Source organism: Pseudomonas sp. B21-056 (genome assembly GCF_026016325.1).
Classification (GTDB): Bacteria; Pseudomonadota; Gammaproteobacteria; order Pseudomonadales; family Pseudomonadaceae; genus Aquipseudomonas.
In genome coordinates, this window is sequence record NZ_CP087203.1 from 425,341 (window position 1) to 449,915 (window position 24,575).

At 61.7% G+C, this 24,575-nt stretch carries 23 protein-coding genes and 2 pseudogenes; 5 read left to right on the top strand and 20 right to left on the bottom strand.

Annotated features, from left to right (window positions below):
- Positions 1 to 250 precede the first annotated feature (250 nt).
- Positions 251 to 1,993 (top strand): glucan biosynthesis protein G, encoded by a 1,743-nt coding sequence (locus LOY67_RS01890; protein WP_265065696.1) that lies wholly within the window; start codon positions 251 to 253, stop codon positions 1,991 to 1,993.
- A complete protein-coding gene (gene mdoH / locus LOY67_RS01895) occupies positions 1,986 to 4,556 on the top strand; it encodes a glucans biosynthesis glucosyltransferase MdoH (RefSeq protein ID WP_265065697.1) in 2,571 nt (856 codons plus the stop codon). The genes LOY67_RS01890 and mdoH overlap by 8 nt, the downstream gene beginning before the upstream one ends.
- A 201-nt stretch (positions 4,557 to 4,757) precedes the next feature.
- Here mdoH and LOY67_RS01900 read toward each other — a convergent pair whose 3' ends face one another.
- The 12 genes and pseudogenes from LOY67_RS01900 to ubiE all read right to left on the bottom strand — a co-directional run bounded on the left by LOY67_RS01900 (position 4,758) and on the right by ubiE (position 13,549).
- Positions 4,758 to 5,033, bottom strand: coding sequence for a DUF6124 family protein (locus LOY67_RS01900; protein ID WP_265065698.1), 276 nt, complete (start codon positions 5,031 to 5,033; stop codon positions 4,758 to 4,760).
- Positions 5,034 to 5,487: 454 nt separating this feature from the next.
- Positions 5,488 to 6,351 (bottom strand): methyl-accepting chemotaxis protein, encoded by an 864-nt coding sequence (locus tag LOY67_RS28375; protein WP_413776191.1) that lies wholly within the window; start codon positions 6,349 to 6,351, stop codon positions 5,488 to 5,490.
- Positions 6,343 to 7,404 (bottom strand): annotated as a pseudogene (locus tag LOY67_RS28380) (methyl-accepting chemotaxis protein); the annotation flags it as partial. The pseudogene LOY67_RS28380 and the gene LOY67_RS28375, both read right to left, overlap by 9 nt.
- A 97-nt stretch (positions 7,405 to 7,501) precedes the next feature.
- Positions 7,502 to 8,209, bottom strand: coding sequence for a 16S rRNA (uracil(1498)-N(3))-methyltransferase (locus tag LOY67_RS01910; protein ID WP_265065700.1), 708 nt, complete (start codon positions 8,207 to 8,209; stop codon positions 7,502 to 7,504).
- The gene (tatC, locus tag LOY67_RS01915; RefSeq protein ID WP_265065701.1) at positions 8,206 to 9,012 is read right to left on the bottom strand and encodes a twin-arginine translocase subunit TatC; all 807 of its coding nucleotides are present in this window, start codon (positions 9,010 to 9,012) and stop codon (positions 8,206 to 8,208) included. Before tatC ends, LOY67_RS01910 begins: the two co-directional genes overlap by 4 nt.
- Complete coding sequence (gene tatB, locus LOY67_RS01920; protein ID WP_265065702.1) at positions 9,009 to 9,425, bottom strand: Sec-independent protein translocase protein TatB; 417 nt, start codon at positions 9,423 to 9,425, stop codon at positions 9,009 to 9,011. The genes tatC and tatB overlap by 4 nt, the downstream gene beginning before the upstream one ends.
- 10 nt (positions 9,426 to 9,435) lie before the next feature.
- The gene (locus LOY67_RS01925; RefSeq protein ID WP_265065703.1) at positions 9,436 to 9,723 is read right to left on the bottom strand and encodes a twin-arginine translocase TatA/TatE family subunit; all 288 of its coding nucleotides are present in this window, start codon (positions 9,721 to 9,723) and stop codon (positions 9,436 to 9,438) included.
- Positions 9,724 to 9,747: 24 nt separating this feature from the next.
- Complete coding sequence (locus LOY67_RS01930; RefSeq protein WP_003186671.1) at positions 9,748 to 10,080, bottom strand: phosphoribosyl-ATP diphosphatase; 333 nt, start codon at positions 10,078 to 10,080, stop codon at positions 9,748 to 9,750.
- Entirely contained in the window at positions 10,073 to 10,471 is a 399-nt protein-coding gene (gene hisI / locus LOY67_RS01935; protein ID WP_024779928.1) for a phosphoribosyl-AMP cyclohydrolase, read from the bottom strand. The genes LOY67_RS01930 and hisI overlap by 8 nt, the downstream gene beginning before the upstream one ends.
- Before the next feature lie 82 nt (positions 10,472 to 10,553).
- Positions 10,554 to 12,158, bottom strand: coding sequence for a ubiquinone biosynthesis regulatory protein kinase UbiB (gene ubiB / locus LOY67_RS01940; protein WP_265065704.1), 1,605 nt, complete (start codon positions 12,156 to 12,158; stop codon positions 10,554 to 10,556).
- Positions 12,155 to 12,779, bottom strand: a pseudogene (locus tag LOY67_RS01945) (SCP2 domain-containing protein). The gene ubiB and the pseudogene LOY67_RS01945 overlap by 4 nt, the downstream one beginning before the upstream one ends.
- On the bottom strand, positions 12,779 to 13,549 hold the full coding sequence (gene ubiE, locus LOY67_RS01950) for a bifunctional demethylmenaquinone methyltransferase/2-methoxy-6-polyprenyl-1,4-benzoquinol methylase UbiE (protein ID WP_024779926.1): 771 nt from the start codon (positions 13,547 to 13,549) through the stop codon (positions 12,779 to 12,781). Before ubiE ends, LOY67_RS01945 begins: the two are co-directional and overlap by 1 nt.
- A 140-nt stretch (positions 13,550 to 13,689) precedes the next feature.
- Between ubiE and LOY67_RS01955 the strand changes: the two genes are divergently transcribed.
- The 3 genes from LOY67_RS01955 (at position 13,690) to LOY67_RS01965 (ending at position 15,569) form a co-directional block, all read left to right on the top strand.
- Positions 13,690 to 13,965, top strand: a complete 276-nt coding sequence (locus tag LOY67_RS01955; RefSeq protein WP_265065706.1) for a polyhydroxyalkanoic acid system family protein — start codon at positions 13,690 to 13,692, stop codon at positions 13,963 to 13,965.
- A 247-nt stretch (positions 13,966 to 14,212) separates the two neighbouring features.
- Positions 14,213 to 14,635 (top strand): phasin family protein, encoded by a 423-nt coding sequence (locus LOY67_RS01960; protein WP_265065707.1) that lies wholly within the window; start codon positions 14,213 to 14,215, stop codon positions 14,633 to 14,635.
- 10 nt (positions 14,636 to 14,645) lie between these two features.
- Positions 14,646 to 15,569, top strand: coding sequence for a phasin family protein (locus LOY67_RS01965; RefSeq protein WP_265065708.1), 924 nt, complete (start codon positions 14,646 to 14,648; stop codon positions 15,567 to 15,569).
- A 170-nt stretch (positions 15,570 to 15,739) separates the two neighbouring features.
- Here LOY67_RS01965 and LOY67_RS01970 read toward each other — a convergent pair whose 3' ends face one another.
- From LOY67_RS01970 to LOY67_RS02005, 8 genes are all read right to left on the bottom strand, one after another.
- Positions 15,740 to 16,360 (bottom strand): TetR/AcrR family transcriptional regulator, encoded by a 621-nt coding sequence (locus LOY67_RS01970; protein WP_265065709.1) that lies wholly within the window; start codon positions 16,358 to 16,360, stop codon positions 15,740 to 15,742.
- A 60-nt stretch (positions 16,361 to 16,420) separates the two neighbouring features.
- On the bottom strand, positions 16,421 to 18,103 hold the full coding sequence (gene phaC / locus LOY67_RS01975) for a class II poly(R)-hydroxyalkanoic acid synthase (RefSeq protein ID WP_265065710.1): 1,683 nt from the start codon (positions 18,101 to 18,103) through the stop codon (positions 16,421 to 16,423).
- Between the two features lie 108 nt (positions 18,104 to 18,211).
- Complete coding sequence (gene phaZ, locus LOY67_RS01980) at positions 18,212 to 19,066, bottom strand: poly(3-hydroxyalkanoate) depolymerase (protein WP_265065711.1); 855 nt, start codon at positions 19,064 to 19,066, stop codon at positions 18,212 to 18,214.
- A 224-nt stretch (positions 19,067 to 19,290) separates the two neighbouring features.
- On the bottom strand, positions 19,291 to 20,970 hold the full coding sequence (gene phaC / locus LOY67_RS01985) for a class II poly(R)-hydroxyalkanoic acid synthase (RefSeq protein ID WP_265065712.1): 1,680 nt from the start codon (positions 20,968 to 20,970) through the stop codon (positions 19,291 to 19,293).
- Positions 20,971 to 21,243: 273 nt separating this feature from the next.
- The gene (locus tag LOY67_RS01990) at positions 21,244 to 21,621 is read right to left on the bottom strand and encodes a DUF971 domain-containing protein (protein ID WP_265065713.1); all 378 of its coding nucleotides are present in this window, start codon (positions 21,619 to 21,621) and stop codon (positions 21,244 to 21,246) included.
- Between the two features lie 170 nt (positions 21,622 to 21,791).
- A complete protein-coding gene (hslU, locus tag LOY67_RS01995; RefSeq protein WP_265065714.1) occupies positions 21,792 to 23,129 on the bottom strand; it encodes an ATP-dependent protease ATPase subunit HslU in 1,338 nt (445 codons plus the stop codon).
- Positions 23,130 to 23,173: 44 nt separating this feature from the next.
- A complete protein-coding gene (hslV, locus tag LOY67_RS02000) occupies positions 23,174 to 23,704 on the bottom strand; it encodes an ATP-dependent protease subunit HslV (RefSeq protein WP_025110273.1) in 531 nt (176 codons plus the stop codon).
- Positions 23,705 to 23,879: 175 nt separating this feature from the next.
- Positions 23,880 to 24,575, bottom strand: a complete 696-nt coding sequence (locus LOY67_RS02005) for an SPOR domain-containing protein (protein ID WP_265065715.1) — start codon at positions 24,573 to 24,575, stop codon at positions 23,880 to 23,882.

The following is a 24,575-nucleotide window of genomic DNA, read 5'->3' on the forward strand; positions in this document are numbered from 1 at the left end:
GATAATCGCGCGCTACGGGGGATCGGCGTTCGCTGGTCCATTTGACTTAGGTAGAGACTTGTCCTGAGCCGTTTGGGGAATCATTTTGCCCCATCGGAGTCGGAACAATGCTCGCCAACTTGGCAAGGGTGCTCCGCAAGGTCGGTTTTTCAATGCCGTTACCAAGCGGATACTTTATCTGGCCGTTGGTTTTTTGATCTGTTTTCGGCGAGGGTTGCTCGTGATTGTTAGTCCCTGTAATGCACCAAAAATGACTGCCAAACGGTTTAGAAGTGCTCTGGTAGCGGGTTCGGCGCTGTTGTGCCTGCTCGGCGCGGGCCAACTGTGGGCATTCAGCCTGGATGATGTATCGGCGAAGGCTAAAGAACTGGCCGGGCAAAAATTCGAAGCCCCGCGCAGCAATCTGCCGAACGAATTTCGCGACATGAAATTCGGCGACTATCAAAAAATCCGTTTCCGCACCGAAAAAGCCGAATGGGCCGACCAGAAGACGCCGTTCAGGCTGTCGTTCTATCACCAGGGCATGCACTTCGATACGCCGGTGAAGATCAACGAGATCACCGCGACCAACGTCGAAGAAATCAAATACGACCCGACGCGCTTCGATTTCGGCGATGTCCAGTTCGATCCCAAGGCCACCGAGCAGCTGGGCTACGCGGGTTTCCGCGTGTTGTACCCGATCAACAAGGCCGACAAGCAGGACGAAATCATGACCATGCTGGGCGCGAGCTACTTCCGCGTCATCGGCAAGGGCCAGACCTACGGCTTGTCCGCCCGTGGCATGGCGATCGATACCGCGTTGCCGTCCGGTGAAGAATTCCCGCGTTTTCGCGAGTTCTGGATCCAGCGCCCGAAACCGACCGACAAGCACCTGGTGATCTTCGCCCTGTTGGATTCGCCTCGGGCCACCGGCGCCTACCGCCTGACCCTGCGTCCGGGTACCGACACCGTGGTCGACGTGAAGGCGCGCATGTTCCTGCGCGACCGCGTCAACAAGCTGGGCGTTGCCCCGCTGACCAGCATGTTCCTGTTCGGCGCCAACCAGCCGTCCAAAGTGCTGAACTACCGCCGCGAGCTGCACGATTCCAGTGGCCTGTCGATCCATGCCGGCAACGGCGAGTGGATCTGGCGTCCGCTGAACAACCCGAAACACCTGGCCGTGAGCAACTTCTCGGTGGAAAACCCGCGTGGTTTCGGTCTGCTGCAACGGGGTCGTGACTTCAGCCACTACGAAGACCTGGACGACCGCTACGACAAGCGTCCAAGTGCCTGGATCGAACCGAAAGGCGACTGGGGCAAGGGTTCCGTCGACCTGGTGGAAATCCCGACCGCCGACGAAACCAACGACAACATCGTTGCTTTCTGGAGCCCGGAAAAACTGCCTGAGCCAGGCCAGCCACTGGACTTCGCCTACCGCCTGCACTGGACCCTCGACGAAGCCAGCCTGCACTCGCCTGACAGCGCCTGGGTCAAGCAGACCCTGCGTTCCACCGGTGACGTGAAGCAATCCAACCTGATTCGCCAGCCGGACGGCAGCGTCGCCTATCTGGTGGATTTCGAAGGCCCCTCCCTGCAGGCCCTGCCGGAAGATGCCGAAGTGCGCAGCCAGGTGAGCGTCGGCGATAACGCCGAGGTTGTCGAGAACAGTGTGCGCTACAACCCTGAAACCAAGGGCTGGCGCCTGACCTTGCGTTTGAAGATCAAGGATGCGAAGCAGGCCACCGAAATGCGCGCGGCGCTGGTCCGTCCGCTGACGCCTGTCGAAGCGCCAGCCGCCTCGCACTCCGTGACCGCCACCCTGGCCAAGGCCGACAAGATCGCCAAGCAACAAGGCGAGAAAGAAGCAGAAAAAACCAAAGAAGAAGCCAAAGAAGAAGCCAAGGCCGTGAAGGCGTCCGACGCCGCTGAGGCGACCCCAACCCCGCAGGAACCGGAATCGACTGAACAAGTCCTGACCGAGACCTGGAGCTATCAGTTGCCAGCCGATGAGTAATACGCCAGTACCGCCAGAGACGCTCAGCGAATATCTGGCCCATTTGCCAATGACCGACCAGCAGCGCGCCGAGTTGGCGGGCTGCAAGTCCTTCAGCGAGTTGCATGAACGTCTTTCGTCTTCGACCTTCGACGCCCCCGCCGAGGCGGCACAGGCCTCGGTGGGTCGTCGCCTGGTCCTGAGCACTGCCGAAGAGCTCGAGGATGCAGAGATGCTGGGGCTCGACTCCAGTGGTCGCGTGCGCCTGAAAGCCACGCCGCCGATTCGTCGGACCAAAGTCGTGCCGGAGCCATGGCGCACCAACATCCTGGTACGCGGCTGGCGGCGGATGACCGGTCGTACCAACCCGCCGAAGCCACCCAAGGATGAGCGGGTGCTGCCCCATGCACGCTGGCGAACCGTGGGCTCGATCCGCCGCTATATCCTGCTGATCCTGATGCTCGGCCAGACCATCGTCGCCGGCTGGTACATGAAAGGCATCATGCCGTACCAGGGCTGGTCGTTCGTGGACCTGGACGAAGTCCTGCACCAACCATTGCTGCAGACAGCCACGCAGGTGCTGCCGTATGCCCTGCAAACCAGCATCCTGATCATGTTCGGGATCCTGTTCTGCTGGGTATCGGCCGGTTTCTGGACCGCGCTGATGGGCTTTCTGGAATTGCTCACCGGTCACGACAAGTACCGCATTTCCGGCGCCAGCGCCGGCAACGAGCCGATCCCCAAGGACGCCCGCACCGCCTTGGTGATGCCGATCTGCAACGAAGACGTCCCTCGTGTGTTTGCCGGTTTGCGCGCGACCTTCGAGTCGGTGAAGGCCACGGGTGACCTGGATCGTTTCGACTTCTTCGTGCTCAGCGACAGTAACGAGTCCGATATCTGTGTTGCCGAACAGCAGGCCTGGCTGGATGTCTGCCGCGAAGCCGGTGGCCTGGGCAAGATCTTCTATCGTCGTCGCCGTCGTCGCGTGAAGCGCAAGAGCGGCAACCTTGACGACTTCTGCCGCCGTTGGGGCAGCGACTACAAGTACATGGTCGTGCTCGACGCCGACAGCGTCATGAGCGGCGAATGCCTGACCAGCCTGGTGCGCCTGATGGAAGCCACGCCGGACGCGGGCATCATCCAGACCGCGCCAAAGGCTTCGGGCATGGACACGCTGTATGCGCGCATGCAGCAGTTCGCCACCCGGGTGTACGGTCCGCTGTTCACCGCCGGCCTGCACTTCTGGCAGTTGGGGGAATCCCACTACTGGGGCCACAACGCGATCATCCGCATGAAGCCGTTCATCGAGCACTGCGCCCTGGCGCCACTGCCCGGTAAAGGCGCGTTCGCCGGTGCGATCCTGTCCCACGACTTCGTCGAAGCTGCACTGATGCGTCGTGCCGGCTGGGGCGTGTGGATTGCCTATGACCTGCCAGGCAGCTACGAAGAGTTGCCGCCGAACCTGCTGGACGAACTCAAGCGTGACCGTCGCTGGTGCCACGGCAACCTGATGAACTTCCGGCTGTTCCTGGTCAAGGGCATGCACCCGGTGCACCGTGCGGTGTTCCTGACCGGGGTGATGTCCTACCTGTCGGCGCCTTTGTGGTTCTTCTTCCTGGTGCTGTCCACTGCGCTGCTGGCGGTGAACACCCTGATGGAGCCGCAGTACTTCCTTGAGCCACGCCAGCTGTATCCGCTCTGGCCGCAATGGCATCCGGAGAAGGCCATCGCGCTGTTCTCGACCACGATCGTACTGCTGTTCCTGCCCAAGCTGTTGAGCGTCGTCCTGATCTGGGCCAAGGGCGCGAAGGAGTTTGGTGGCAAGTTCAAGGTGACGCTGTCGATGCTGCTGGAGATGCTGTTCTCCATGTTGCTGGCGCCGGTGCGGATGATTTTCCACACCCGTTTCGTGCTCGCCGCATTCCTGGGCTGGGCCGCCACCTGGAACTCGCCGCAACGTGACGACGACTCGACACCCTGGAGCGAAGCGGTCAAGCGCCACGGTCCGCAGACCCTGCTGGGCTTCTTCTGGGCGCTGCTGGTGATCTGGTTGAACCCGAGCTTCCTGTGGTGGCTGGTGCCGATCGTCGGATCGCTGATGCTGTCGATCCCGGTGTCGGTGATCTCCAGTCGTGTCGGCCTGGGCTTGAAGTCCCGTGATGAAAGCCTGTTCCTGATCCCTGAGGAATACGCGCCACCACAAGAGCTGGTGTCGACCGACCAGTACACTCACGAGAACCGCTGGCATGCATTGAACGACGGCTTCATTCGCGCAGTGGTCGACCCACAGCAGAACGCCCTGGCGTATGCGTTGGCGACGTCCCGGCACGGCCAGGCCGAGCCGATCGAATGGCTGCGGGTCGAGCGTGTTCGTCATGCCTTGAAGGTCGGCCCGGCCGGGCTCAACAACGGCGAGCGACTGGCGCTGTTGAGCGACCCGGTGGCGCTGTCCCGACTGCATGAGCAGATCTGGAGCGAAGGCCATCCCGAATGGCTGGCGGCATGGCGCGCATCGGTCAAGGCCGATCCCCACGCACCGCTGCTACCGCTTCAGCCGGTGAGTGCACAAACTCAAGTGGCCTGATACTCAAAAAGCCCCGCTTCCCAAAAGGAAGCGGGGCTTTTTGTTGGGTGACACCATACCCTGTGGCGAGGGGATTTAGCGAAACGTCGCACCGCCCCGCTGGGGTGCGAAGCGCCCCTGAAACCTGAGCATGCGGTGTGTCAGACAGGTTGAGGGGGGCTGCTTCGCAGCCCAGCGGGGATAAATCCCCTCGCCACAACATCACTCGGCTTCAGCTCGTGGATCGACCCGATCCAACGCCCGAGCCGCCAGCAAACCACTCAACTCAATCAGCTGCTGAAGACCCAAGGCAAAATGCCGTCGCGAGCCTTCCAGCTCAAACGCCAGGTCGCTGGCCATGACATTGGCCGAAGCCAGGGTTTCGCTGAGGTTGGCCAACAGGCTTTCGGTGTCGATATCGTCCACGACGGTGAATAGCTGGTCCGAGGGCGGCAACTGTACGCAGGTTCGCAGACCGGGAATCAAGGAACCCGGCATACCCGAAGGTATATCCCGCGCACAGTCGCCATGACGATCCAGTAGACGAAAACAGCGCCAACTGAAAGGCAACGGTGGCGCAAGGCGCCTTGATAATTCCAGGCTGCGAAACCTGATCGCTGCATGATGCAATGACCCGCAAACGATAGGACCCAGACCCCAAGCGCACAAGCCGGCGGATTCCGGCGCAGTTGTAGGTAATGGAGCAAGACGATGTAGCCTTGCTCAACTCCCGACAACAGCACCCAATCCTGTGGGAGCGAGCCCGCTCGCGATGAACGATAACGCGGTCTGACAGAAGAACCGCGGCGCTTTCATCGCGAGCAGGCTCGCTCCCACAGGGGGCGGTGTTGTCGGTGGGATCGTGATTGGCTGATGACTATCTGTGAGAGCAAGGCTTGCCCGCGATGAACGATAATCGCGGCAAGCTCGGCTCCCGCCGGAGGGGTATTGCCTAGACCTTGAACCGCCCCACCAACGTCTGCAGATGAACACCGAGGCGGGCCAGTTCGGCGCTGGAGGCGGCGGTTTCTTCGCTGGCGGCGGAGGTTTGTTCGGAGACGTCGCGCACGTTCAGCACGCTGCGGTTGATCTCTTCGGCCGTGGCGCTCTGCTGTTCGGCCGCGGCGGCGATCTGCTGGTTCATCGACTGGATCGCCGAGACCGTGCGGGTGATGTTTTCCAGGGAACCACCGGCACGGCGGGTGAGTTCGACGCTGCTGTCGGTCAGGCTGCGACTGTTGTCCATGATGGTCGCGACCTTCTCGGTTCCGCTTTGCAGCCCCAGGATCAGGTCTTCGATCTCTTCGGTGGATTTCTGGGTGCGCTGGGCCAGGCTGCGGACCTCGTCGGCGACCACTGCGAAACCACGCCCGGCCTCACCGGCGCGGGCGGCTTCGATGGCGGCGTTGAGGGCCAGCAGGTTGGTTTGCTGGGCCACGGATTTGATCACGTCCAGCACGCTGCCGATCTTGTCGCTCTCGTGCTTGAGATGGCTCATCGCTTCGGTGGAGTTGCCGACTTCGTTGGCCAGGCGCTCGATCTGAGAGATAGCTTCGCCAACTACCCGCTCACCCTCACGGGCCTGCTGGTCGGCGGCGACGGCGGCCTCGGAGGCTTCCTCGGCATTGCGGGCTACCTCCTGCACGGTGGCCGTCATCTCATGCATGGCGGTGGCAACCTGATCGGTCTCGATCTTTTGATTGTTGACCCCGGCGCTGGTCTGTTCGGTCACGGCCGAAAGCTGTTCGGCGGCGCTGGCGATCTGGGTCACACCGTCCCTGATGCCGCCGATCAGCTCCCGCAGGCTGACGACCATCCGCTGCAAGCTGCCTTGCAGTTGGCCCATCTCGTCGCGACGGCTGACCTCGAGGTTGTTGCTCAGGTCGCCCGAGGCGACACGTTCGACTGCAACCAGCGTCTGTTGCAGCGGAACGACGATCTGCCGGGTGATCAGCCATGCGGCAAGCAGGCCGAACGCCAGTGCCAGGATGGTGACGATGACCAGCGTGTCTTTCGCTTGAGTCGTCTCCTGGTCGCGTTTTACAACTTGCGAGACGGTCAGCTCATTGTTCAGTTCGTTCAGGTGGGCGTCTTGATCCACCATTCTCTTGAGCGCGGCGGCGCTGGCAACCTGTGAGTCACGGAACAGGCTGACGGCGGCCCGGTAGCCTTTTAGCGATTCGCTGGCTTGTTGCAGGTTGGCGATGTGTTGTTCGGGCAGTTTGGTCGGCAGGCTTTCGAGGTTTTTCAGGGCGTTGTCGATGGCATCCAGTGCCGGTTGCTCGGCTTCGGCCTTGCCGCTGTAGGTGTAGCCGCGAACCTGGAAGCGTGCCTGCTGGATCAGTTTGCTCAGCTCGATCACGCTGTTGAATTGCGCGACGCTGTCGCCTTGCAACACGGACTTCTCAACCTCAGCGACCTTGGCCACGGCGTTGTCGGCGGTGGCACCGAGCTTGGATCGGGCCGATTCGCGCTTGTCCGTGGCTTGAGTCAGATCAGTGAAGGCACGTTTGTACTCGTCGAGGATCGCAGACTGCTGATTGAGCTTTTGCTGGTCGACAGGTCGTACAAATTGTTTGAGAGCGGCTTGTACACCGTCCTGGAGTTTGCCCAGGAGATCGTTGACGGCGGTGGGGCCTTGTTCACCACGACGCATTTCGTATTCGAGGCGAGCGACTCGCAGATCCTTGGCCGTCTCGTTGAGATGGGCGATGGCGGCCTGCTTGTCCGCACGGCTGATCACGCTGCTCAGGCTGTTCCAGCCGGCAAAGGTGCTCAGGATTGTCATGAGCAAGGCCAGGCCGAAACCGACACCCAGCTTGCGATTGACGCTCACATTTCCCAGCTTCTCGGTCAGCCAACGGTACATGTCGCTACTCCTGCGAGCCTTTCATAGACTTTATGGGAAGAGTATCGACCATTTAGAAGAGAACTGTAGAAATTGCAGTGTTTCTGTGGCAACGCGCTCAGAACAGGCGTGAGAGCAGCGCCGTCACGGCTGTTTCGACCCGCAATATCCGCTCCCCCAACTGCACCGGTTGCAACCCGGCCTTGGCCAGCAGATCGATCTCGTAGGGAATCCAGCCACCTTCCGGGCCAATCGCCAGGGTGACCGGCTCCGTCAGCGCGCGGGGGCAGGGTGGGTAATTGCCGGGATGGCCCACCAGGCCCAGGGTGCCATCAGTCATGGCCGCCAAGCGGTCCTCAACGAAAGGCTTGAAGCGTTTTTCGATGATGATTTCCGGCAGCACACTGTCCCGGGCCTGCTCCAGCCCCAGGATCAATTGTTCTCGGATGGCCTCGGGTTCGAGGAAGGGCGTTTGCCAGAAGCTCTTCTCGACGCGATAGCTGTTGACCAGCACCACACGGGGCACGCCCATGGTGGCGATGGTCTGGAACACCCGCCGGAGCATCTTCGGACGTGGCAGGGCCAGTACCAGTGTCAATGGCAGCTTGGCCGGCGGTGGCTGGTCGAGCGTCACTTGCAGTTCAGCCTCGCGGGCTTCCAGGCGCAGCACCTGGGCCGTGCCCATCAACCCGCCGATGCGCCCGACCCGCAGGCTGTCGCCGACGGCACTGCGATGGACTTCCTGCATGTGCGTCAACCGGCGATCGCTCAGGATCACCCGGTCAGGGCCAATGAAATCGGCCTCTTCGAGCAGCAGCAGGTTCACGGTTGGGTCGCAGGCGGCTGGTCGTTGTGGTCGTCGACGGGTTGCTTGTCCGCCTCTTCGTCCGGCTGTTCGCTACGCTTGCGTACCAGGCCGCCGAACAGCACACCGATCTCGAACAGCAGCCACATCGGTACCGCCAGCAGGGTCTGGGAGAAGATGTCCGGCGGGGTCAGGATCATGCCGACCACGAAGCAGCCGATGATTACGTACGGACGGATCCGCTTCAGGTACCCGACGTCGACCACGCCGATCCACACCAGCAGCACCACCGCCACGGGGATTTCGAACGCCACGCCGAAGGCGAAGAACAGCGTCATGACGAAATCCAGGTAGCTGGTGATGTCGGTCATCATCTCCACGCCGGCGGGGGTAGCGGCGGCAAAGAATTTGAAGATCAGCGGGAACACCAGGAAATAGGCGAAGGCCATGCCGGTGTAGAACAGCAGGATGCTGGAGACCAGCAACGGCACGGCGATGCGCTTTTCATGCTTGTACAGGCCCGGGGCGATGAAGCCCCAGATCTGATGCAGGATCACCGGGATCGCCAGGAACAGCGAGACCATCATCGTCAGCTTCAACGGTGTCAGGAACGGCGACGACACGTCGGTGGCGATCATGGTCGCGCCCACCGGCAAATACTGGCGCAGGGGCGTGGAGACGAAGGTGTAGATCTGCTGGGTGAAGGCAAACAGCCCGGCGAAGATGATGAAAACCGCCGCTACGCAACGCAGCAGGCGGGTGCGCAACTCGGTGAGGTGCGATACCAGCGGCATCGGCTGATCGTTCTCTGGGATATTGCTCATGATGCTCGCGGCGGCTGTGTTGGGTCGTTGGGGGCCGGTGTGGGCACCGTTTGGGCTGTCTCGACTGGCTTGACTGGGTCAGCCGGCACTGCTGCCGGTTCAACTGTCGGCGCTGGGGACGCGGCTGGCTGTTCGGCCGTGGGCTGGACCGGTGTCGGCTCCTGCTGGGTCGGCGTGAGGATCTTGCGCGCCTCTTGCTCCAGGGACAGGATGTGCTCGTTGTGAAGTTGCCGGCGGATCTCGTCGGCACCGATTTCACGCTCAACTTCCTGTTTGATCGCATTGAAGCTGCGCTTCAGCCGGCCGATCCAGAGGCCGGCGGTGCGCGCAGCACCCGGCAGGCGCTCGGGACCCAGCACCAGCAGGGCGACGAGGCCGACGAGCAGCAGTTCAGTGAAGCTGATCCCAAACATTAGTCAGTGCTCACGAGTCTTTGCGGGTCGGCTCTTCGACTTTCTGTGCCTGCACATCGATGGTGTGCGGCGCATTCACAGGCTGAGCGGCTTGAGGCGGTACCGGTTGGGCCGGTTGCACAGGCTGGGTTGGTGCTGCTGTCGGATCGGCCGGTTTCTCGTCGTCGTTCATGGCCTTGCGAAAGCCCTTGATCGATTCGCCGACATCGGTGCCCAGGTTCTTCAGCTTCTTGGTCCCGAACACCAGCACCACGACGACCAGGATGACGATCCAGTGTTTCCAGTCAAAAATACCCATGTGGCTATTCCTCTCGATAATTGATCAGGCGGACGGGCGCGAGGCTTTCTCGACGTGCCCGGACAGACCGAAGCGACGGTCCAGTTCATCCAGTACAGCCTGCGGGTGCTGTCCCAGTTGGGCCAGCATGACCAGGCTGTGGAACCACAGATCGGCGGTCTCGTAGATCACGTCGCTGCAGTCGCCACTGATGGCAGCGTCCTTGGCGGCGATGATGGTCTCGACCGATTCCTCGCCGACTTTCTCCAGAATCTTGTTCAGGCCCTTGTGGTACAGGCTCGCGACGTAGGAACTGTCGGCCGCTGCGCCTTTGCGCTCTTCCAGCACCTGGGCCAGGCGGGTGAGGGTATCACTCATGGGTATGTCCTGAATAAATGGCATGCGGGTCCTTGAGCACCGGATCGACGGTTTTCCAGTCGCCGTTCTCGAAGACGCGATAGAAGCAGCTCTGACGGCCGGTGTGACAGGCGATTTCACCGACCTGTTCGACCATCAGGATGATGACGTCGCCGTCGCAGTCCAGGCGCATTTCATGCAGATGTTGCACGTGGCCGGACTCTTCGCCCTTGCGCCACAGCTTGCCACGGGAACGTGACCAATAGATGGCGCGGTTCTCGCTGGCGGTCAGGGCCAGTGCTTCACGGTTCATCCAGGCCATCATCAGCACGCGCCCGGTCTTGTGATCCTGGGCGATGGCCGGCACCAGGCCGTCAGCGTCCCATTTGATCTCGTCCTGCCAGTTCTTCATCTTCGACTCCGACCATGGGCCTCGCACCCTCAAGTGGGTGGGCCCAGCGTTGAAACAGTGTGCCAGTGCGAACCGGTGCTGGCTATCGGCGAACGACCAGATACAAGCCGACAATCACCATTACCGCGGCAGGCCAATGCCCCAGTTCGCTCAGCGGTCCGCCGGCCGCCAGTACCGCGCCGCCACCCAGGTGTGCAGCGCCGAGCAGGCGCAGCAGCCAGTCGTCCTTGCGGCGTTTCCACGGCGGGGCGGGGTCTTGGGCATGGGGCTGGGACATGCGCTCGAGCAGGTCGCGGGTCATGTTGGCCAGGTGCGGAAGTTGCTCGAGCTGGCTCTGCACGTTGCCCAACAAGGCCTTGGGGCTGACGCGCTCGCGCATCCAGCGTTCGAGGAAAGGCTGGGCGGTGTTCCACAGGTCCAGGTCCGGGTACAGCTGGCGACCGAGGCCCTCGATGTTCAATAGGGTTTTCTGCAACAGCACCAACTGCGGCTGAACCTCCATGTTGAAGCGCCGCGCAGTCTGGAACAGGCGCATCAGCACCTGGCCGAAGGAAATATCCTTTAATGGTTTTTCGAAGATCGGCTCGCACACGGTGCGGATCGCTGCTTCGAATTCGTTGAGCTTGGTCTCGGCCGGTACCCAGCCCGAATCGATGTGCAGCTGCGCGACGCGCCGGTAGTCGCGCTTGAAGAACGCGAACAGGTTGCGGGCCAGGTAATCCTGGTCTTCGGGCGTCAGGCTGCCGACGATGCCGCAGTCGATGGCAATGTATTGCGGGCTCCACGGCTGCACGGTGCTGACGAAGATGTTGCCGGGGTGCATGTCGGCGTGGAAGAAGCTGTCGCGGAACACCTGGGTGAAGAAGATTTCCACGCCGCGCTCGGCGAGCATCTTCATGTCGGTGCGCTGGTCGGCCAGGGTGGCCAGGTCGGTGACCTGAATGCCGTAGATGCGCTCCATCACCAGGACTTTGGGGCGACACCAGTCCCAATAGACCTGCGGCACGTACAGCAGCGGCGAGCCCTCGAAGTTGCGGCGCAACTGGCTGGCGTTGGCGGCCTCGCGCAGCAGGTCGAGTTCGTCGTAGATGGTTTTCTCGTAGTCCAGCACCACGTCCACCGGGTGCAGCAGGCGCGCATCGGCAGACAGGCGCTCGGCGGCGCGGGCCAGGATGAACAGCCAGGCGAGGTCCTGGGCGATGACCGGCTTGAGGCCCGGGCGGATGACCTTGACCACCACTTCTTCGCCGCTCTTGAGCTGTGCGGCGTGAACCTGGGCCACCGAGGCGGAAGCCAGGGGCTCGACATCGAAACGGCTGAAGACTTCGCTGATCTTCTTGCCCAGTTGCTCCTCGATCAGGGCCACCGACAGTCTGGAATCGAACGGCGGCACCCGGTCCTGCAGCAGCATCAGCTCATCGGCGATGTCTTCGGGCAACAAGTCGCGGCGGGTCGAGAGGATCTGCCCGAACTTGATGAAGATCGGTCCCAGGTCCTGCAAGGCCAGGCGCAGGCGGGCGCCGCGACTCAAGTCCAGCGTTCGCCGGGGAAACCAGCGCCACGGCAGTACGAAGCGCAGTGCCAGCAGAAACCAGGGCAGCGGCAGGGCGAACAGCAGGTCATCGAGGCGGTAACGGATCACGACGCGCTGGATGCGCAACAAACGGCGGACGGCAAGCAGCTTCATGCGTTATCGCTTGGTTTCAAGGGATCGGGAAAGGCGCTCGAAACGCGCCTCGAGACGTTCCAGATCAAGTTTGATCCGGTCCAGTTCACTAAAACGGGCTTCGGCTTCGCGTTTTCCCACGAGCGTACGCGATTCTTCGGCCAGGTATTCACTCAGATTCTGCCCCAGGCTGGCGAACCCCTGCCGATACCAGCGCGTGCGGCTACGCAGATGGCCGCTGATCAACTGGGTGGCTACCGGGCCGAGCCAGCGGGACACTTCATATTCCCAATCCAGCTCCAAGTCCTGGAGGATGGCCGCCAGGTCCAGCAGCACGCCGCTGTCGCCTTCGAGCTCGACGTCGGGGCTATGCAGCACCGCGGTCTTGTCCTTGCTCAGGGCCAGGTTCAGCAGGCCCGATGCCGGGGCACGCAAGGTGCAGTCAGCCTCGGCCTCCCAGTGGGCGGCGAGCATCAGGCCTTCGTCGCTGGGCAGGATAAACAACTGCAACGCCGGGCTGCGGCAGTCGACGGCAATCACCTTGCCGTCCAGATGCGCCAGGCGCGCCAGCGCCGTGCTGTCCAGGCGCAATACCCGGTTGATCCCGAGTTCGACGCTGGCGAGCAGGCCGGTGAGCAGCATCAGGGCTTGATACCGCGGTGCAGGGCCACGATGCCCGAGGTCATGTTGTGGTAGGTCACGCGGTCGAAGCCGGCCTCGACCATCATCGACTTCAGGGTTTCCTGGTCCGGGTGCATGCGGATCGATTCAGCCAGGTAGCGATAGCTTTCAGCATCGTTGGTGATCAGCTTGCCCATCAGCGGCATGAAAGCGAACGAGTAGGCGTCGTAGGCCTTGGACATCAGCGCGTTGGTCGGCTTGGAGAATTCCAGCACCAGCAGACGGCCACCGGGCTTGAGCACCCGCAGCATCGAGCGCAGGGCGTCTTCCTTGTGGGTGACGTTGCGCAGGCCGAAGGCGATGGTCACGCAATCGAAGTGGTTGTCCGGGAACGGCAGTTTCTCGGCGTCGGCCTGGACGAATTCGACATTGCCGGCCACACCCAGGTCCAGCAGGCGGTCGCGACCGACCTTGAGCATGGATTCGTTGATGTCGGCGAGCACCACGTGGCCGGTCGGTCCGACGATGTGGGAGAATTTTTTCGTCAGGTCGCCGGTGCCGCCGGCGATGTCCAGCACACGGTTGCCGCTGCGCACGCCGGACAGCTCGATCGCGAAGCGCTTCCACAGCCGGTGCATGCCGCCCGAGAGCAGGTCGTTCATCAAGTCATATTTGGCGGCTACCGAGTGGAAAACCTCAGCGACTTTTTCCGCCTTCTGGCTTTCCGGCACGTTCTTGAAGCCGAAGTGAGTGGTGGGTTCGGCATCGCTGCCTTTGCGCTGATCAGTCATATCGCTGTCACCAAAAAAGAATGCGGGACATTCTAATCCCGGTGGAGGGCTTTGTCTTGGCAAGGCTGAAGGTAAGATGAACCACCGCCGGGACGTTTTGACGCAGTCCGGGCAATTGCCGATATAACAGGAGTCAGCAAATGGCCAAAATCAGTGTTGAACGTACCCATGACCTGGGCAAGGAAGCGGCCCGGGCGAAGGCCGACCAGTTGGCGCAGAAGTTATCCGACAGCTATGGCCTGAAGCCGCAGTGGTCCGGCGATACGCTGGAGTTCAAGGGTTCCGGCGTCGAGGGCAAGGTGGAGGTTGGTGAGGACCTTATTCGCGTCGACGTGAAGCTGGGCCTGTTGATGTCGGCGATGAGCGGGATGATCAAGACGGAGATCGAAAAGGCGCTGGACAAGGCGTTGGCCTGACGCCGGACTCATGTCTGGCACTCCCCCCCTGTGGGAGCGAGCCTGCTCGCGATGGCGGTGGGTCATTCAACGATGGCGTTGACGGTGACACCGCCATCGCGAGCAGGCTCGCTCCCACAGGGAAGTTGTCGCTTTCAGTATTTGTGTGGGTTGTTAGGGTGCCGTTTCTAATTATTCTCCCTACTTTGTGCCTGAGCCCGTCCGCATGCGGGCAGTTCCTCCAACCCGTTTTCGAGTGAGGTGCACCATGGCCAAAGTTATTCTGAAGAAAAAAACCGACGTTGAATCTTCCACGCTCAGCGACGTGAAAACATACGCGCGCAAGATCTGGCTGGCTGGCCTGGGCGCCTACACCAAGGTCGGCCAGGAAGGCAGCGAGTACTTCCAGGAGTTGGTAAAGGCTGGCGAAGTTGTTGAAAGCAAAGGCAAAAAGAACATCGCCGGAAAACTTGAAGCGGCCAATAGCGAACTGATTGAAGCCAGGACCGATGTCAGTACTTTCAAGGCCCGGGTTGAAGTACAACTCGATAAAGTCGAGAAGGTATTCGACGCCCGTGTTGCAAGTGCCTTGAATCGTATCGGCATTCCGTCTAAACATGACGTTGAGGCACTCTCTGCCAAGCTCGATGAGCTGACGGCACTGCTCGAACGTGAGACGCGTAAACATTAAGGAGAACGGGATGGCTGGCAAAAAAACAACCGAAAAAGAAAGCAGCTCGTGGGCCGGGAAGATTGAAAAATACTCCCGCAAAATCTGGCTTGCTGGTTTAGGCGTGTACTCGAAGATCGACACTGACGGCAGCAAACTCTTCGAGACCCTGGTTAAGGACGGCGAGAAGGCCGAAAAACTCACCAAGACGGCGGTCGGCAAACAAGTCGATGCAGCCAAGGACTCTGCCGAGTCCGCCAAGTCGCGAATGAGCGGCGTGAAGGATCGTGCACTGGGCAAATGGGATGAACTGGAAGGGGCTTTCGACAAGCGCCTGAACAGCGCGATCTCGCGCCTGGGCGTGCCAAGCCGCAATGAAGTCAAGGCACTGCACAGCAAGGTCGATACCCTGACCAGGCAGATCGAAAAACTCACCGGGGCCAAGGTCACACCGGTGGCGGCCAAGACTGCAGCGGCCAAGCCGGCCACCAAAACGGCGGCCAAGCCATTGGTTAAAGCGACGGCAAAAACCGTCGCCAAACCGGCGGTGAAAGCGGCGGCCAAGCCAGCTGCAAAAACCGCAGCGGCCAAGCCTGCAGTCAAAGCCGCGGCCAAACCGGTAGCGGCCAAAGCGGCAGCCAAACCCGCCGCCAAGGCAGCGGCGAAACCCGCGGCAAAAACCGCAGCGGCGAAACCTGCTGCGGCCAAAGCGGCAGCGAAGCCAGCAGTAAAAGCAGCGGCCAAGCCAGCGGTAAAAGCAGCAGCCAAACCTGCTGCAGCGAAAAAGCCTGCCGTGAAGAAAGCGGCCGCGCCAAAAGCAGCAGCACCCAAGGCACCGGCAGCCGTCGCAAAACCGGCTACCCCGACGAGCACGGCAAATTCCGTCTCGGCGCCGACCCCGGTTGCCACCCCGACTCCAGCGCCGGCTCCATCGACGCCTACCAGTCAGTCCTGATTTTCCAGGGCACACAAGAAAACGCCCGGCCTGTGAAGGTCGGGCGTTTTTGTTCATGGGTGGCGCAGGGCCCCTTGTGGGAGCGAGCCTGCTCGCGATAGCGATGTATCAGTGATATCCATGCCGCTGACCCACCGCTATCGCGAGCAGGCTCGCTCCCATAGGGAGAACTATTCGTGGTCCTCCAAGTATCGCAACGCCAACCGTTCGGTCGCTACCTTGGCCGCAGGCAGCAGGTGCGGGGCCACCAGCATCATGATCTGATAGACCACCAGCCGAACCTCCCCTTCGCGATCAAGAATCCGCTGGTAGTCCAGCGAGAACAGCAGCGTCAGGGTGATCTGCTCCACCAGTTGCCCCAGGGCCTGGGTATCGCTGACCAGAAGCCCCTGGGCCTTGAGTTGCGCCAGCAGCGAGGCCAGGGTCCGCTTCAGGGCATTGAGCAACTGGCGGATACCCTTGGCCAGTTTCGGCAGGCGCCGGGCCAGGTTCGACAGGTCCTGGAACAGGAACCGGTACTGGGCCAGGCGTTCGACGATCAGGTGCAGGAACAGCCAGTAATCCTCCGGCGCCAGTTGCGCATCGGCGGGCGGATCCAGCAGCGGTGACAGTTGCGCCTGGAAGTGCTCGAACAGCCCGAGGATGAGCGGTTCCTTGCCATGAAAGTGGTAATAGAGATTGCCCGGGCTGATGCCCATTTCGTTGGCGATCTCCAGGGTGGAAACGTTCGGTTCGCCCTTTTCATTGAACAGGTGCAGGGCGCATTCAAGAATGCGGTCGCGGGTTTTCATCCGGTCTTCTTAATGATGGAGTCGTGCCACGGTCGACAGCTCGACCGTGGAGTGAGGCGTTCAGCGCACGCGTACATAGGTTCCGGGTGCCGCCTCCAGGGGTGGGTATTTGGCGTTGCCCAGGGTCATCCGGGTTTCACGCCGGGTACCGGAGCGCGCCTGAATCCATTCCAGCCACTGGGGCCACCAACTGCCATCGACGTGTTTGCCGTCGTAATACCAGGCCCGCGGGTCGCCGCTCAGTTGCGGGCTCTCGACGTAATTGGCCTTGGGGTTGCCCGGTGGGTTGATGATGCTCTGGATATGACCGCTGTTGGAGAGCACGAAGCGTCGCTCGCCTCCCAGCAGCAGCGTCGAACGATACACCGCGTCCCACGGGGTGATGTGGTCGTTTATACCGGCCACGCTGAAACTGTCCACCGTCACGTTTTGCAGGTCGATCGGCGTGCCACACACCTCCAGCGCGCCGGGGCGGGTGAGCGGGTTGTGCTTGAAGAGGTCCAGCAGCTCGCCGTGATAGGCCGCCGGCAACCGGGTGGAATCGTTGTTCCAGTAGAGGATGTCGAAGGCCGGAGGCTCCTTGCCCAGCAGGTAGTTATTGATGAAGTAGTTCCAGACCAGGTCGTTGGGCCGCATCCAGGCGAAGACCCGGGCCATGTCGCGGCCATCGAGGATGCCTTTCTGGTAGGACCGGCGCTTGGCGGCTTCTAGAGCCTGTTCGTCGAGGAACAGTGTGGCCGCGCTGTCGATCTGGCAGTCCAGCAGGCTCACCAGGTACGTGGCACTGGCAACCCGGCGCAACTGGCGCTTGGCTTGCAGATGGCCTTGCAGGGCCGCGATGGTCATGCCGCCGGCGCAGGCGCCCATGAGATTGACTTCGCGGGCGCCGGTGATCGCCCGGCAGACGTTCATGGCTTCTTCGGTGGCCTCCACATAACTGGACAGGCCCCATTCGCGGTGACGCACATCCGGGTTGCGCCAACTGATGATGAACACCTGCAAACCGTTCTTCAGGGCGTATTGGACGAGGCTGTTGGAGGGCGTCAGGTCGAAAACATAGAACTTGTTGATTTGCGGCGGCACGATCAGCAACGGCTTGGCGTACTGTTTTTCGCTCATGGGCCGGTACTGGATCAGCTCGAGCATTTCGTTGCGAAACACCACCGCGCCGGGTGTGATTGCCAGGGTCTTGCCGACCTCGAAGGCATGGGGCGTGATCTGCCGTGGCATGCCATCGTTGTGCAGCAGGTCGTCGACCAGATGACTGATACCGCGAATCAGGCTGGTACCACCGGAGTTGAAGAGTTCCTTGACCGCCAGTGGGTTGAGCAAGGTGTTGGAGGGCGCTACGGCATCGTTGAGCAAGGAGAAGGCAAAATGTGCGCGTGCATGATCATCCGGGCTCATGCCGCAATCGTCGATCCAGCTCCTGACCTGTTTCTGCCAGCTCAGGTAGGCCTGCAGGCTGCGACGGTAGAAGGGGTTGAGCTCCCAGGTGGGATCGGCGAAGCGTTTGTCCTTGGGGTTGGTGGGATGCACGGTCTCCCCGAGCAGCACGCGCCCCAACTGACTGCCCAGCTTCAACGCATGCCGGGCACTGTGCACCGGGTTGCGCAAACCATGGACGGCAACGTCACGCAAGGTGGACAGCAGATCCCTGCCGCGCAGGCCGGTGACCGCATTTTGCGCATTGATGAAGCTGGCAGGGGCGGGCGTGGAACCCTTCGCCGGTTTGTCGCGCATGAGTCAACTCCTTCATCATCAGGCTAAAAACAAACACACCGAACCAGACAACATAGTCGCTGTTTCGGAAGTTGCGCGTTCCGGCTTCCTGCCAGGCGCGATGGGGCGTCAGCCACCCTGCGGCGTGGGATGCGGATGCATGACCGCACGCTGTCGTTCTTCCTCCAGGAATTTCATGATGATCGGCGCCACGGCCTCGGCCCGGGTGATCAGGAAAAGGTGGCCGTCATCGATGATGTGCAGCTGGGAGTTGGGGATGCGCCAGGCCAGCATGCGCATGTTGATCAAGGGGATCAGCGGGTCGTCGTCGCCGGCCAGGATCAGGGTCGGCTGATGGATCTTGTGCAGCCAGTGGATACTGGTCCAGCCCAGGCCGGCAAACAGTTGCCAGTAATAACCGAGCTTGCCCGCCGAGCGGACCCTGGCCGCGTGGCTGGCCGCCAGGCTCGGGTCCCGGCGGAACGAGCCGCCGTAGATCAGCGGCGCGATGCGCAGCACATGGGAGGGCTGAACGTAGCGCCTGGGGCTTGCCATCATCCACAGGACCTTCGGCTTGCCCGGCACCATCACCGCGCCAGCGGCCGTGGCCGCCAATATCAGCTTCTTGCAGCGCTCCGGGTAGTCGTGGGCAAACTGCTGGGCCAGGGCGCCGCCCCATGACACGCCGACCACGCTGACCTGGCCGTAGTCGAGGTAATCAAGCATGCGTGCGGCAAGCTTTGCCAGGCCGGGAAAGCGATAGGGGCGGCTGGGTGTCGAGGAGCCGCCGACACCGGGCACATCGAAGGCGATGACTTCCAGGTCCGGGTCCAGGGCCTCGATGAACGGGAACACCAGCTCCAGGTTGGCGCCGATGCCGTTGAAAATCAGCAGGGGCGTCAAGTGAGGCTTGCCGGGACGTACCGCGGTGCGCAAGGTCTGGCCATCCAGATCGACGGTACGGAAGATGTACGGTTGCGGCATGCTTCAAGCCCTGTGGGTTATGTCGCGCTCTTTCATTTTTCCCCGAGTCCTTGTGGGAGCGAGCCTGCTCGCGATAGCGCCAGGCCAGTCAAATCCATACCGACTGACCCGACGCCATCGCGAGCAGGCTCGCTCCCACAGGGGATTTGCTGCGGGTATGGGGTTGGGTTCGCAGCGGGCGAGCCCTGCATCACATCAGGATATCGGCAGGCCAGTCGCATCCGTTATCGCTCATGCACATAGGTACCAGGCGCCGCTTCACCCGCCACATAGCTCTTGTTGCCCAGGACGGTGGGGGCCTTTTTCAGTTTGCCCGAGCGCTCGGCCTGCCAGGCCTGCCAGTGCAGCCACCAGGAGTCGGTGTGCTTGGTGGAGTTTTCCTGCCAGTCCTCGGCCTTGACGGGCATGTCTTCACCGGTCATGTAGCGCGACTTGGGGTTGCCCGGCGGGTTGAGGATGCTCTGGATATGACCGCTGCTCGACAGCACGAAATCCACCTTGCCGCCAAACAACTGCGCCGACTTGTAGCAGGACTTCCACGGGGTGATGTGGTCGTTGGTGCCCGCCAGGGCAAAGATGTCGGCAGTGACCTGCTTGAGATCGATCGGTGTGCCGCACACTTCCAGTGCATTGGGCCGGGTCAGCGGGTTGGTCTTGAACATTTCGATGAGGTCGCCGTGGAACGCTGCCGGAAGCCTCGTGGTGTCGTTGTTCCAGAAAAGGATGTCGAATACCGGCGGCTCGTTGCCCAGCAGGTAGTTGTTGACCCAGTAGTTCCAGATCAGGTCGTTGGGGCGCATCCAGGCGAAGACCTTCGCCATGTCGCGGCCTTCGAGCACGCCCGCCTGGTAGGAATGACGCTTGGCGGCCTCGAGGGTCTGCTCGTCGACGAACAGCGCCACATCGGTGTCCAGGGTGGTGTCGAGCACGCTCACCAGCAGGGTCAGGGCATTGACCTTTTTCTCGCCGAGGGCGGCGTAATGGCCCAGCAGCGCGGTGCAGGTAATGCCGCCCGAGCAGGCCCCCAGCATGTTCACGTCCTTGCTGCCGGTGATGGCCGTGACCACATCCACCGCTTCCTTGAGCGCCTCGATGTAGGTCGACAGGCCCCACTCGCGCTGTTCCTTGGTGGGGTTGCGCCAACTGACGATGAAGGTCTGCACATTGCTGCGCAGGCAGAAGCGCGCCAGGCTCTTGTCCGGGCTCAGGTCGAATACGTAGAACTTGTTGATCTGCGGCGGTACCACCAGCAGGGGCCGCTCATGGACCTGCTCGGTGATGGGGCGGTACTGGATCAGCTCCAACACGTCGTTGCGAAACACCACGGCGCCTTCGGTCACGCCCAGGCTCTTGCCGACTTCGAACGCGCCCATGTCCACCTGGCTCGGCATCCCGCCGTTGTGCACCAGGTCCTTGGCCAGGTGGGACAGGCCGTCCAGCAGGCTCTTGCCACCGGTTTCGAAGAAGCGCTTGACCGCCGCCGGGTTGGCCGCCGAGTTGGTCGGCGACATGGCTTCGGTCATCAGGTTGATCACGAAATGCCCACGACTGATGTCCTGGGGCGTCAGGCTGCTGTCATCGATCCAGGCGTGCAGTTCCTTGCGCCATGCCAGGTAGGTTTGCATGTAGCGTTTGTAGAGCGGGTTCTGGCTCCACGCCGGGTCGTTGAAGCGACGGTCATCGGCGGCAGGTTGCAGCTCGGACTTGCCGAACAGGACGTTCTTGAGCTCGGCACCGAAATGGGCGACGTGCCTGGCGCTGTGCAGCGGTTGCTTGAGGGTCTGGGTCAGGACCATACGAGCAGAGGCCAGCAGGTCTTTTCTGCGCAAGCCGACAACAGGATTCAACCCCAGGGTATTTTCCGAGGCCTGGTATTTCAGGTCATCGTTGTTCTTGTTGCTCATCTACGACGCTCCATTGTCAGACGAGTACCGGGACCGTGCCGCAAAGCCACACAGCCAATACCAGTACGCTGCTCGGGTGACCGTTAATTCCGCATCGTGGCCAATGAGGAAACATGTGCAAGGGAACTCGCCGGTTCCTTTGCAGGGAACTTGCCAGCTCCATTGGTTACCCGAGTTTAATTTTTTTCGCAAGCAGGCCAGTCATTGACCTTGCCGGGTGGACATTCAAACAGATGCGTCTAGAAAGTTCGCCCTAAAGCGCCAGCCCTTGAGCTAGAGCATCAGCTTGACGACGGACGCGTTCGGGTCGCGGGTTTTTCCGGCCGCCTTGAGCTCGGCAAGATAATCGCTCCACAGGTCCTCCTGACGCACTGCCAACTGGTACAGGTACTCCCAGGTGAACAGTCCGCTGTCGTGGCCGTCGTCGAAGGTCAATTTCAGTGCGTACTGGCCGGCCGGCTCGATCTTGGACAGGCCGACATTGAGTTTGCCGTATTGCAGGATGGGCTTGCCGTGGCCCTGAACCTCGGCGGAAGGCGAATGCACCCGCAGGAATTCGGCGGGCAGGTGATACTCCTCGTCCGGCGCGTATTTCAGCGTCAGGGTTTTGGAGGCCTTGTGCAGGTTGATGGCGGTGGGGAGTCTGGTCATGGCCTGTGGTCCGTAGCTGAAAGAGCCCTGATCTACGCAGCGACACCGTCAAATGTGGGAGCGAGCCTGCTCGCGAAGGCGCAGTGTCAGCCAACAATGATGTGACTGATACCCCGCATTCGCGAGCAGGCTCGCTCCCACACGGAACCGCGCATGCCTGTAGTGATGGGTTACAGGATATACCGCGACAGGTCTTCGTTCTGCGCCAGTTCACCCAGGTGGCTGTTGACGTACTCGGCGTCGATGAGGATCGGCGTTTCGTCGTGTTTGCTCGCCAGGTCACCGGCACTGAACGACACTTCCTCGAGCAGACGCTCAAGCAGCGTGTGCAGGCGGCGAGCACCGATGTTCTCGGTCTTCTCGTTGACCTGCCAGGCGATTTGCGCCAGGCGCTTGATACCTTCGGGCGTGAACTCGATGTTCAGGCCTTCGGTCTTGAGCAGCGCGCAGTACTGTTCGGTCAGGGACGCATGGGGCTCGCTCAGGATGCGCTCGAAGTCTTCCGGCGACAGCGCCTTGAGCTCCACACGAATTGGCAAGCGACCTTGCAGTTCCGGCACCAGGTCACTCGGCTTGCTCAGGTGGAACGCGCCGGAGGCGATGAACAGGATGTGGTCGGTCTTGACCATGCCCAGCTTGGTGTTGACCGTGCAACCTTCGATCAGTGGCAGCAGGTCGCGTTGCACGCCCTCACGGGACACGTCAGCACCGCCGACATTGCCACGTTTGGCAACCTTGTCGATTTCGTCGATGAACACGATGCCGTGCTGCTCGACGGCTTCCAGGGCCTTGGCCTTCAGTTCTTCTTCGTTGACCAGGCGGCTGGCCTCCTCGTCGCGCACCAGTTTCAGCGCTTCCTTGACCTTGAGCTTGCGGCTTTTCTTCTTGCCCTTGCCCATGTTGGCGAACAGGCTCTGCAACTGGTTGGTCATCTCTTCCATGCCCGGCGGCGCGGAAATGTCGACGCCGGCCATTTCGGCCACTTCGATCTCGATTTCCTTGTCGTCCAACTGGCCTTCGCGCAGGCGTTTGCGGAACAGCTGGCGGGTATTGGAATCCTGGGTCGCGGCGGAGTCAGCGTTGAAACCCATGCGCGCCGGCGGCAGCAGGGCATCGAGGATGCGCTCTTCGGCGGCGTCTTCGGCGCGGTGGCGGACCTTGGTGATTTCCTGTTCGCGCAGCAGCTTGATGGCGGCGTCGGCCAGGTCACGGATGATCGACTCGACGTCACGGCCGACATAGCCGACTTCGGTGAACTTGGTGGCCTCGACCTTGATGAACGGGGCGTTGGCGAGTTTCGCCAGGCGACGGGCGATTTCGGTCTTGCCGACACCGGTCGGGCCGATCATCAGGATGTTCTTGGGGGTCACTTCGACGCGCAGCTCTTCGGGCAACTGCATCCGGCGCCAGCGGTTACGCAGGGCGATGGCGACGGCGCGCTTGGCATCGTCCTGGCCGATGATATGGCGGTTGAGTTCGTGGACGATTTCGCGGGGAGTCATGGACATAGTAATTGGCGGTCCTCAAGCAAGAATGAGCCGGGGTACGGGCTTCACTCCGCGAGATCCTGCTCCTCAATGGTTTGGGTGTGGTTGGTGAAGACACAGATATCGGCGGCAATGCCCAGGGCAGTCTCGACGATCTCACGGGCCGACAGGTCGGTCTTTTTCAGCAGTGCACTGGCGGCGGCCTGGGCGTAGGCGCCACCGGAACCCATGGCGATCAGGCCATCTTCGGGTTCAACCACATCGCCGTTGCCGGTGATGATCAGCGAGGCGTCCTTGTTGGCGACCGCGAGCATGGCTTCGAGACGGCTGAGGGAGCGGTCGGTACGCCACTCCTTGGCCAGTTCCACGGCGGCACGGATCAGATGGCCCTGGTGTTTTTCCAACTGGCCTTCGAAACGTTCGAACAGGGTGAAGGCGTCGGCAGTGGCCCCGGCGAAGCCGGCGATGACCTGGCCGTGATACAGGCGACGGACTTTCTTCGCATTGCCTTTCATCACGGTGTTACCCAGTGAAACCTGGCCGTCGCCGCCCATGACGACTTTGCCATGACGGCGGACTGAAACGATGGTGGTCAAGGGAAGAGTCTCCACGCAGCGGGGCGAAAATGCCCGGATGAAAACTCATATGGGGGTGGCGTGGGGTTTTTCAACTGCGGGGTACGTAGGAGCTGTCGAGCGGAGCGAGGCTGCGATCTTTTGATCTTTCGCTTCTTTGATCGTTCCCACGCGGAGCGTGGGAACGATCATGGCCCTAGCGGCTTTGGCGTTGTTGTAACAACAGGTTGCTGAAGCCGCTGCCAGCCAGTTGTTTCTGCGCCTTGGTCAGCTCCTCGCGGTTGCTGAACGGGCCGACCATGACCCGGTACCAGGTTTCGTCCTTCACGGTCCCGGATTCCACCGATACGGATTGGCCCTGCAGGATGATCTGCGCCCGGACCTTGTCGGCGTCGGCCTCCTTGCGGAACGAACCGGCCTGCAGGAAGAACTTCGTCACCGGCGCGGCCTTCTGTACCGGCGGCGCTGGTGGCGGCGTGATCCCGGCCAGGGCGGCCTGGGCGCGGGCGGTGTCGATCTTCGCGGCTTCGGCCGGCGTGACCGGCGTGGCGGGCACCTGCGGCGTCGGCAGGGTTTTCTCCGGCACCGCATCGGGCGGCACGATGACTTCCGACTCCGGCAGCAGGGTGTAGAAGTCGTACTTCGGCTTCACCGGTTGCGTCGGGCTCGGCGGGGTCTTGTTGGCCTCGGCGATGCGCGTGGCCTTCTGCTGCTCCTGGCGGACGCGCTTGACGTCATCGCCCTGGCCCGGCTCCAGTTTCATCAGGAACACGATGAAGGCGCCGACGCTCAGGCCGATCGCCATCCACAACCAGCCCGGAATCGGCTTCTTGGCCGGGGCCTGGTAACGACTGGCGCCGCGCTTGGGTGCTGGTTTTTTCTTGGCGGCCAA